General features: G+C 40.9%; 15 protein-coding genes. 14 read left to right on the forward strand and 1 reads right to left on the reverse strand.

Annotated elements, in window-relative coordinates; translation table 11 throughout:
• Positions 1-95 precede the first annotated feature (95 nt).
• From V7659_RS12460 to V7659_RS12525, 14 genes are all read left to right on the forward strand, one after another.
• A complete protein-coding gene (locus V7659_RS12460) occupies positions 96-1,451 on the forward strand; it encodes an aspartate aminotransferase family protein (RefSeq protein ID WP_335540291.1) in 1,356 nt (451 codons plus the stop codon).
• A 307-nt stretch (positions 1,452-1,758) separates the two neighbouring features.
• Entirely contained in the window at positions 1,759-2,721 is a 963-nt protein-coding gene (locus tag V7659_RS12465; RefSeq protein WP_335540292.1) for a sugar-binding transcriptional regulator, read from the forward strand.
• The gene (pduL, locus tag V7659_RS12470) at positions 2,714-3,373 is read left to right on the forward strand and encodes a phosphate propanoyltransferase (RefSeq protein WP_335540293.1); all 660 of its coding nucleotides are present in this window, start codon (positions 2,714-2,716) and stop codon (positions 3,371-3,373) included. The genes V7659_RS12465 and pduL overlap by 8 nt, the downstream gene beginning before the upstream one ends.
• Before the next feature lie 5 nt (positions 3,374-3,378).
• Positions 3,379-4,125 (forward strand): hypothetical protein, encoded by a 747-nt coding sequence (locus V7659_RS12475; protein WP_335540294.1) that lies wholly within the window; start codon positions 3,379-3,381, stop codon positions 4,123-4,125.
• Positions 4,122-4,421: a EutN/CcmL family microcompartment protein gene (locus tag V7659_RS12480; protein ID WP_335540295.1), complete on the forward strand. Its 300-nt coding sequence runs from the start codon at positions 4,122-4,124 to the stop codon at positions 4,419-4,421. Before V7659_RS12475 ends, V7659_RS12480 begins: the two co-directional genes overlap by 4 nt.
• Positions 4,422-4,423: 2 nt before the next feature.
• Positions 4,424-5,857, forward strand: coding sequence for an aldehyde dehydrogenase family protein (locus V7659_RS12485; RefSeq protein ID WP_335540296.1), 1,434 nt, complete (start codon positions 4,424-4,426; stop codon positions 5,855-5,857).
• A 113-nt stretch (positions 5,858-5,970) separates the two neighbouring features.
• On the forward strand, positions 5,971-6,249 hold the full coding sequence (locus tag V7659_RS12490; protein ID WP_144548608.1) for a BMC domain-containing protein: 279 nt from the start codon (positions 5,971-5,973) through the stop codon (positions 6,247-6,249).
• An 11-nt stretch (positions 6,250-6,260) separates the two neighbouring features.
• Positions 6,261-6,425, forward strand: coding sequence for a hypothetical protein (locus V7659_RS12495; protein WP_335540297.1), 165 nt, complete (start codon positions 6,261-6,263; stop codon positions 6,423-6,425).
• Entirely contained in the window at positions 6,394-6,582 is a 189-nt protein-coding gene (locus V7659_RS12500; RefSeq protein WP_335540298.1) for an RpiB/LacA/LacB family sugar-phosphate isomerase, read from the forward strand. The genes V7659_RS12495 and V7659_RS12500 overlap by 32 nt, the downstream gene beginning before the upstream one ends.
• Before the next feature lie 91 nt (positions 6,583-6,673).
• Positions 6,674-6,961, forward strand: a complete 288-nt coding sequence (locus tag V7659_RS12505) for a EutN/CcmL family microcompartment protein (protein ID WP_335540299.1) — start codon at positions 6,674-6,676, stop codon at positions 6,959-6,961.
• A complete protein-coding gene (locus V7659_RS12510) occupies positions 6,962-7,237 on the forward strand; it encodes a BMC domain-containing protein (RefSeq protein WP_026567441.1) in 276 nt (91 codons plus the stop codon).
• Positions 7,237-7,497: a EutN/CcmL family microcompartment protein gene (locus tag V7659_RS12515; protein WP_335540300.1), complete on the forward strand. Its 261-nt coding sequence runs from the start codon at positions 7,237-7,239 to the stop codon at positions 7,495-7,497. The genes V7659_RS12510 and V7659_RS12515 overlap by 1 nt, the downstream gene beginning before the upstream one ends.
• 177 nt (positions 7,498-7,674) lie before the next feature.
• Positions 7,675-8,322: a deoxyribose-phosphate aldolase gene (gene deoC / locus V7659_RS12520; protein WP_335540302.1), complete on the forward strand. Its 648-nt coding sequence runs from the start codon at positions 7,675-7,677 to the stop codon at positions 8,320-8,322.
• Positions 8,323-8,498: 176 nt separating this feature from the next.
• Positions 8,499-8,699, forward strand: coding sequence for a helix-turn-helix domain-containing protein (locus tag V7659_RS12525; RefSeq protein WP_283873707.1), 201 nt, complete (start codon positions 8,499-8,501; stop codon positions 8,697-8,699).
• A gap of 70 nt (positions 8,700-8,769) precedes the next feature.
• Here V7659_RS12525 and V7659_RS12530 read toward each other — a convergent pair.
• Positions 8,770-9,329: hypothetical protein (locus V7659_RS12530; RefSeq protein WP_335540301.1), on the reverse strand; the 560-nt coding region annotated here is incomplete at its 5' end.

The raw sequence follows: 9,329 nt of genomic DNA on the forward strand, positions 1-9,329 counted from the left end.
CCCGTTTAGCGAAGTCCACTGCCGCTGGGCCAGCAGCTAGATAGTTATCTAATTAGGTAGATGCACTAATAAATATACGTAATGGGGGGAAGAAGATGGTTAAAACAAGTCGATCACAGGAAACTTTGTTAGAACAGGATGATAAGTATGTATGGCACTCGATGAAGCCGTATAATCCAAACTCCACGTTAGTTGCAGCAAAGGCAGAAGGCTCATGGGTAACAGATGCTGATGGAAAACGGTATTTAGATGCGATGGCCGGCCTTTGGTGTGTGAATATTGGTTATGGAAGAACTGAATTAGCTGAAGCAGCCTATGAACAGTTGAAGGAAATGGCCTATTTTCCACTATCACAAAGCCATGTTCCAGCCATCAAACTCGCGGAAAAGTTGAACAAAATGTTAGGCGATGAGTATGTAATCTTTTTCTCTAACAGCGGTTCTGAGGCCAATGAAACCGCCTTTAAAATCGTTAGGCAATACCACCAGCAAAAGGGTGAACATAATCGTTACAAAATCGTCTCCCGCTATCGTTCCTATCATGGTAATTCGATGGGGGCACTCGCCGCGACCGGCCAGGCGCAGCGAAAGTACAAGTACGAACCGCTTGCACCAGGTTTTATCCATGTCTCACCACCTGATTCCTATCGGGATGATATAAATGTCAATGATCCCAAGGAACTATCCTCGGTTAAAGAAATCGATCGGACGATGACATGGGAGTTAAGTGAAACCATTGCCGCAATGATTATGGAACCGATTATTACAGGCGGAGGTGTCCTCATTCCGCCAGATGGCTATATGAAAGCCGCAAAAGAGGTATGTGAAAAACACGGGGCGCTGCTCGTTGTTGATGAGGTCATTTGCGGGTTTGGCCGTACCGGTAAGCCGTTCGGTTATATGAACTATGGCGTGAAACCGGATATCATTACCATGGCAAAAGGAATTACCAGTGCCTATCTGCCGCTTTCCGCAACGGCTGTTCGTAAAGACATATACGAAGCATTTAAAGGCTCAGAAGAATATGATTACTTCCGTCATGTCAATACATTTGGCGGCAATCCAGCCGCTTGTGCGCTCGCTTTAAAAAATCTCGAGATTATGGAAACCGAAAATTTATTTGACCGTTCCCGTGATTTAGGTGCACAGCTTTTAAATGATTTGAAGAATCTACTGCAAGATCACCCATATGTTGGCGATGTTCGTGGGAAAGGGTTATTGATAGGAATTGAATTAGTAAAGGATAAGCGTACCAAGGAACCACTTGCAAATGATCTTGTCAATCAAGTCATCGCCAACTGTAAACAGGAAGGGATTATCATTGGAAAAAACGGGGCTACCGTAGCTGGATATAATAATGTGTTAACACTGGCCCCGCCCTTAACAATCAAACAGGTGGATTTAACCTTCCTTATAAAAACACTTACCGAATCCCTCCAAAAGATACTTTAACAAAAAATAGAGAACCCATGTATTTACAATTGTAAATGACATGGGTTCTTTTTTATTTGGAAAAATGAGACGATTTTTAGTGCTGAAAATCTAGTAAATAAATGTCGAAATCTTTTGATAGAATGATTGACAGATGATATACGTCGGTTATAATTATATTAGCAAATGTTCAATTCGATTTTACATAATTTCACGACACAGATATACCTCTTGAACAAATGCAAACTTTTATTTTTACAAATTGTTGTAACCGTTTACTTTTTGTGAAAAAGAGTTTAATAACTTTGAAAATTAGGGTGAATAAAAGATGGCGGATGAAAGGATTTCGCGCCTCGTGGAAGTGGCTAAAATGTATTATCAATTAGACTACAGCCAACAGGAAATCGCGAAAAAGTTAGGTATTTCCCGCCCCACCGTCTCTAGGCTCCTAGTCCAGGCCGTGGAAGAAGGAGTAGTCCATATAAAAATATGCGATCCCGCCGAAGATGTTCAGGAATTGGCTTTGCAGATAAAGGAAAAGTTTCAATTAAAGGATTGCATTGTCGCAGCGATTCCTGAATATAAGGATGAGCTGATCAAGGTGAAGCTGGGGGAGGTATCCGCAGATTATTTATATAAGATAGTCCAAAGCGGCGATACGATTGGGATTACCTGGGGTACAACTTTATATCAACTTGTGAAACAAATTCAACCTAAGAATGTAAAGGATGTAACAATTGTCCAGCTAAATGGTGGGGTGAGTTACTCAGAATCAAATACGTATGCATCAGAAATCATTAATGGTCTAGCGCATGCATTTCAGACTATTCCACATTTCCTGCAGGTACCTGCGGTCGTAGACCATATTGTTGTCAAACAGGCAATCATTGCAGACCGTCATGTAAAAAGAATATTGGAACTAGGCAAACAGGCTAATATTGCCATTTTTACTGTTGGGGATCCTGGGGAACAATCGACACTCATGCATGCGGGATATTTTTTAGAAAGCGACATTGAAATACTAAGGGCAAATCATACGGTCGGTGATATCTGTTCTAGATTTATTGATATCAATGGGCAGATAAGTCATCAAACATTAAACGATCGGACAATTGGAATCGAACTCTCACATTTGGCGGAAAAAGAATACGGCATCCTCATTGCAGGCGGTAATACAAAAGTCGAAGGCATCTACGGAGCGTTAGAGGGGCGTCATGCCAATGTCCTCATTACCGATCAGTATACTGCTAAGGCATTACTCGAATTTGGGGGTGAGCACCTTAATGAATAAAGATAAAATTAGGGAAATCGTCGAAGAAATTGTTAAAAATTCTCTCAAGAAAGATAAGATGGTTCCTATTGCAGCATCTAACCGGCATATACATTTATCCCCTGAACATGTTGAACGATTGTTTGGACGCGGCTACGAATTAACTAAGCTAAAAGAGTTGTCACAGCCTAACCAATTTGCAGCAAAGGAAACGGTCACACTTATCGGTCCGAAAGGAAGAATACATAATGTTCGTGTCCTCGGACCTGCTAGAGGCAGTACACAGGTAGAACTATCATTATTTGACGGTTTTACCCTCGGAGTCAAGCCGCCGATCCGTAATTCTGGGGATATTAAAGGGTCAGAATCAATTACTATACAAGGTCCGAAGGGACAAATTACCATTCGTGAAGGCTTGATCTGTGCCGCCCGCCATATTCATATGCACACAAGTGATGGGGAATCATTTGGCGTCAATGACGGGGACCTTGTCCAAGTAAAAGTGGATGGAGTTCGCGGGATCATTTTTTCCAATGTTTTAATTCGCATTTCTTCTAAATACAAACTTGAAATGCATATCGACCTGGATGAGGCCAATGCAGCTGGAATCAAAAATGGACAATTGGGTGAAATTATTGCAACCCTAAGTCCGAATCAAGTGGGTGGGGAGTAATGCTGGTGGATGTTAAAACGCAGGTTAAACTGCTTGTCCAGCAGGTAGTGGAAGCTTACTTAAAAGAGAAAATGGACCCTAAAAAGGATGCTCCGATTGCGATCCTATTAGGTTATCATTCTTCTAATCCAATGACTGTTTTGGAAGCGGTTACTCCGCTGTTGGATACATATAACGTAACGTGGATAATAACGAAGGAATGGCTCCCTTTACAAGGAGAAATGAAAGGGCTTTCCTACAAGTTACTAGAAGACTTGTCAAAACAAGAAATGGCTGCTCTGATCGATCAATCATCTATTCTCGTCATTCCTCAAGCATCGTACGGATTGCTTTCAAAGCTAGCCTTAACGGTGGATGATGAGGCAGCATTGTGGGTGGCTATCCAATATCAATTACTTGGTAAACCGATTGTCATCGCCAATAACGGTGTTGAACCGAATGTTTACCAACAGATCCATGCCCCGCATACTGTCCAGGAACGGATCCAAGCCTACATTAGGAGCATTCAAACGGATCAGGTCAAGTGGGTGCCGCTCAGTAAATTGGTTAAAACTGTCGATGAGCAATATGCAGCCTACCTTGATAAGCAATCTCTCATTCTAGCAAAACATATAGAAAGAGCTTATCAGGAAGGACTTAATGAAATTGAAGTTCCTGAAAAAAGCCGGGTCACACCATCAGCAAAAGATCTGGCAAGAGAACTAAAGATCCAAATTAATACGATCGATTCCTCGAAAGGAGGGACGCTATGATCATTTGTAAAGTGGTAGGTTCGATTGTTTCCACCACCAAAGCCGAAAAATTAAAAGGGAAAAAACTGATGATTGTTCAGCCGCTGGATATGAAGAGCATCGAAGAGGACGGAAAACCGATCGTTGCCATTGATACAGTTGGCTCAGGTGTAGGTGAAGTGGTTTTACTTGTCAGCGGAAGTTCGGCAAGACAAACAGAAATAACAAACGGTGTCCCCGTTGACGCAGCAATCGTAGGGATTGTTGATCAAATTGAAATCCAAGGAACCTCAACCTTTAATAAAGGAGCGAATTGACCTTGCAAATAAATGAAACCGATATCAAAAAAATGGTTGAACAGGTCCTCAGTCAACTAAGTCAGAATCAATCAGCAATCAACGCTGAAACAAACACATCACAAAATGATGTTAAGTTAGGCAATGGCGTGTTTGAAACAGTGGATGAAGCAGCAGCTGCAGCTAGATTGGCCTGGGAAAAGCTTCGCAAACTCCCAGTATCGATCAGAGAAAAAATGATTGAGAACATGCGAGCTGTCAGCCGTGAGCATGCCGAAAAGTTAGCACATCTTGCTGTCGAAGAAACAGGCTTAGGCAGAGTGGAAGATAAAATTGCGAAAATTCTCTTGGCGACGAATAAAACGCCTGGAATTGAAGATTTAGTCAGCACTGCTTACTCTGGTGATGACGGTTTGACACTTGTCGAGTATGCACCAATTGGCGTATTTGGATCCATCACACCTTCAACCAATCCAGCAGCGACAGTCATTAATAATTCGATTTCGTTAATTGCCGCTGGAAATACGGTTGTTTATAATCCACATCCTAGTGCGAAACGTGTTTCGATTCAAACACTTCAGCTTTTAAACCAAGCAATTGTCGCTGCGGGTGGACCTGAAAACACGCTCACATCTGTGGCGGCACCTAATCTTGAAACCTCGGCACAAGTCATGCATCATCCTCAGGTGAATGCGCTCGTTGTGACTGGAGGAGGACCTGTTGTTAAAGCTGCGATGGCGGTGGGTAAAAAAGTTATTGCTGCTGGTCCAGGAAATCCACCGGTTGTCGTTGATGAGACCGCTATTATTTCAAAGGCAGCAGCAGATATTGTTAAAGGTGCTAGCTTTGATAACAACGTATTATGCACAGCTGAAAAAGAAGTGTTCGTTGTTGATAAGGCAGCCAATGCCCTGAAAGCAGAAATGGTCAAAAACGGAGCAATTGAGCTTAAAGGCTTTCAATTTGAAAAACTGCTTGAGAAAGTAATTGTGAAAAAGAACGATAAGTTTTATCCAAACAGAGATTTCATTGGTAAAGATGCTTCTGTGATTTTACAAGCAGCGGGCATTCAAGCAAATCCAAATGTAAAGTTAATTATCGCTGAAACCACAAAGGATCATCCATTGGTAATGACTGAAATGTTAATGCCAATCTTACCAATCGTCAGAGTGCCTGATGTAGACCGTGCGATAGAGCTTGCTGTTTTTGCAGAGAAAGGCAACCGGCACACAGCGATTATGCACTCGCAAAATATTACGAATCTAACCAAGATGGCACAAGAAATTCAAGCAACGATTTTTGTGAAAAATGGACCATCTGTTTCCGGTTTAGGCTTTGAAAGTGAAGGCTTTACCACACTAACCATTGCCGGACCAACTGGGGAAGGATTAACTAGTGCAAAAACATTTACTCGTCAGCGCCGCTGCGTTTTAGTAGATGGATTAAGAATCATATAGTGAGGTGTTAGGATATGGCGAAAGCAAAAGAAGATAAAATAGTCACTTCACAAGAAGAGCAACTGAAAAATCAAGAAAAACCAAAATTAGAGATTACTAGAGGAGGAAATAAAATGGGTCAAGAAGCTTTAGGTATGATTGAAACAAAAGGTTTAGTAGGTGCCATAGAAGCAGCAGATGCGATGGTTAAAGCAGCAAACGTTGCATTAGTTGGCAGAGAATTAGTAGGTGCAGGCATCGTAACTGTGATGGTCCGTGGGGATGTAGGCGCAGTAAAAGCTGCTACTGAAGCAGGGGCAGAAGCTGCACAGCGTGTGGGAACTCTTTTATCAGTACACGTGATTCCACGTCCTAACGGTGATGTAGAAGGTATTTTACCGAAAGCAGAATAAGGTGAAACTAAATGGAACATTCCATTGAAAGCTATATTAAAAATCTTGTCAGAGATGTTATTGGTCAAAATCTATGCGGCTTGCAAATCCAAAGTGATCGGCAAACCTATGTGATTGCTAATTGGAAGATGAACAAAAACCTAAATGAGACCGCTGAATTTTTTCAAAAAATATAATGCGAACGTTTTATCAATCGGCGGTCAATTTATTGGTGAAGGCCTTGCCAAGCAATTAGTAAAGACTTGGTTGGAAACGGAGTTTGCCGGCGGCCGCCATGATCGTCGTGTGACAAAAATTATGGAAATCGAAAGTCGTTTCTTAGGGCGGCATTAGGTCTGCGATTTAGAAAAGCTGATAAACAGTTTAGATAGAAAATAGGAGAGTTTAACTCAGAGATTTATAGAAAAGAAGGCAGGTTTGTCAAATGTTTGTAGCCAAAGTGATTGGAAATATGGTCTGTACACATAAAAATGAGAATTTAGTAGGTTTAAAGCTCCTGATTGTCCAACCAGTAGATGATCAATTAAAAGATAAAGGCAAACCACTTGTGGCTATAGATACGATTGGACAATCAGGAGAAGGAGATCTTGTTTACTTAGCAAAAAGCAGGGAATCATCCTTACCGCTTAATAAAGAGTTGGTTCCATCAGATGCTGGAATCTTAGGGATTATCGACTGCTATAATGTGACTAATCGAATGGAGGAAATATAAATGAGCAACGCATTAGGAATGATCGAAACTAAAGGTTTAGTAGGGGCAATTGAAGCAGCAGACGCCATGACAAAAGCAGCAAATGTTACTTTACTAGGTAAAGTAAATGTGGGCGGCGGATTAGTTTGTGTCATGGTTCGTGGTGACGTTGGTGCGGTTAAGGCAGCAACTGAAGCAGGTGCGGATGCAGCACAGCGTGTCGGTGAATTCTTATCTGTTCACGTGATTCCAAGACCACACTCAGACATCGAGAAAATTCTTCCTGTTGCAAAATAATGAAACTAGCAAAAGTGGTTGGAAATGTCGTATCAACGATTAAAACACCGAGTCATCAAAATAAAAAGCTCATGGTTGTTATCCCTGTGGACGTATCAGGCAAGGAATTTGGGGATGCCATGATTGCCTTCGATCGTTTTTCAGCAGGGGTCGGTGATTATGTCCTGATTCTTGAAGAGGGTGGATCGGCAAGAGACATCTTAGAAGACCCAAACGGTTCTTTTGATGCGGTCATTGCCGGAATTGTTGATCGATTATAATAATGTGAGGTGAGCACGATGCAAATTGAAGCATTGGTAGAACAAATTACGAATCAAATTATGCAGCAATTAACGAATAAAGAAGCGTTGAAAGAAGTTAAGCCTGCTGCTTCTGGAAACGTGACTTACAAAGAAGGATCATCATCAAATATTATTACAGGCCCATCTGTGGCCCGGATGATTGACCATACACTTTTAAAGCCTGAAGCATCCAAAGACCAAATTGTAAAGCTCTGTGAAGAAGCAAAAGAACATAAATTTGCCACTGTTTGTGTGAATCCGTACTGGGTTGCAACAGCTGCCAAAGAGTTAAAAGGTTCTGGAGTTGGAATTACCACCGTTGTCGGATTTCCACTTGGAGCAACTAGCACATTTGTAAAGAGTGCAGAAACGCGTGACGCGATTGCAAATGGCGCCACTGAAATCGATATGGTTATAAATATTGGCGCCCTAAAATCTGGCGACTTTGAGACAGTGAAAAAAGACATTGAAGGTGTTGTATTAGCGGCGAATGGTCATGCACCAGTAAAAGTCATTATTGAAACAGGCCTTCTTGAAATCGAAGAAAAGAAAAAAGCTTGTATTCTCGCAAAAATGGCTGGAGCGGCCTTCGTGAAAACATCGACAGGATTTGGTCCTGGCTGTGCAACAGCTGAAGACATTAAGCTTATGCGTGAAGCCGTCGGTCCAGACTTGGGTGTCAAAGCCTCTGCCTGCGTGAGAGATTTAGATACTGCAAGAAAGCTAATCCAAGCCGGCGCCACAAGAATTGGTGCAAGTTCTAGTATTGCGATTATTACTGGCGGCCAAGGTACTGGTTATTAATAGGATATTTATCCAGTGGCTATGTTGAAATTTGAGTATTTCAAGTTGCTATAATTGTTACTTGGAATACTCTGATTTCTTTTTTCTTCTACTATTAAAAGTGTTGAAAATATTTAAGTAGTTTAATATAATAAAATCAGCAAAGTGAAATCGCTTACATAATGAGGAGGCATACTATGAATCATATTGGACATCAACTTAAGAAAATGAGATTAAATCGTGAAATTGAAATAGAAAAATTAGCTTTGCTTTCAGGATTAACTGCCGGAACGATTGCAGCGATAGAAGAAGGCGAACTCGATGTTCAGGTTTCCACGTTAGCGAAAATTTCTGATGTCTTGAATTGCTCCTTCTCCATTGGTGACGTTTCAATCTAATACCTATTCAAAATCGCCTTTTGGCGATTTTTTTATTAAAAAAAAGACCAATTTGGTCTTTTTTGGGGTGTTATCTATTTCTTCTCCTCCGAGGTCTAAAACGGAAATTGTCACTACTTTCGAATTCCTGATAATTATTCCCAACTGGAGCAGCATCAATATATTTATATTTCACTTTTTTGGGGGTCTCAATGGCTGCCTCCGCCTCATTTACCGCTTCTTCAACTATCACTTCATTAATCGGTTCTGGTTGATCTTCCTCAGCATTTACAATTTCATATAAGATAACTTCCACTTCATTACTTAGAGCTTCAAAATCAGTACTAAAAGTTCTACCTGCATTAGTAATAGTTTCATATTCAATTTCATTATTTAGAGCCCCAAAATCAGTACTAAAAGTTCTCAAAGTATTATTTTTTGGTCTAACTTCAGCTACTGTCTCTTCTGTTTCATTAATTACTTCAATTTCTTCAATCATATCATCAACCATTTCCTCAACGGCATCATTATTTTCCTTTTCACTACTTAAATCCAATTCAACATCATCAGTTATTGCATCTAATTCTATATCATCAGTTACTTCATCAGTTACTTCATCAGTTACTACATCAGTTACTTCATCAATTACTT

The sequence above is a fragment of the Neobacillus drentensis genome, assembly GCF_036966985.1.
GTDB lineage: Bacteria > Bacillota > Bacilli > Bacillales > Cytobacillaceae > Neobacillus > Neobacillus drentensis_E.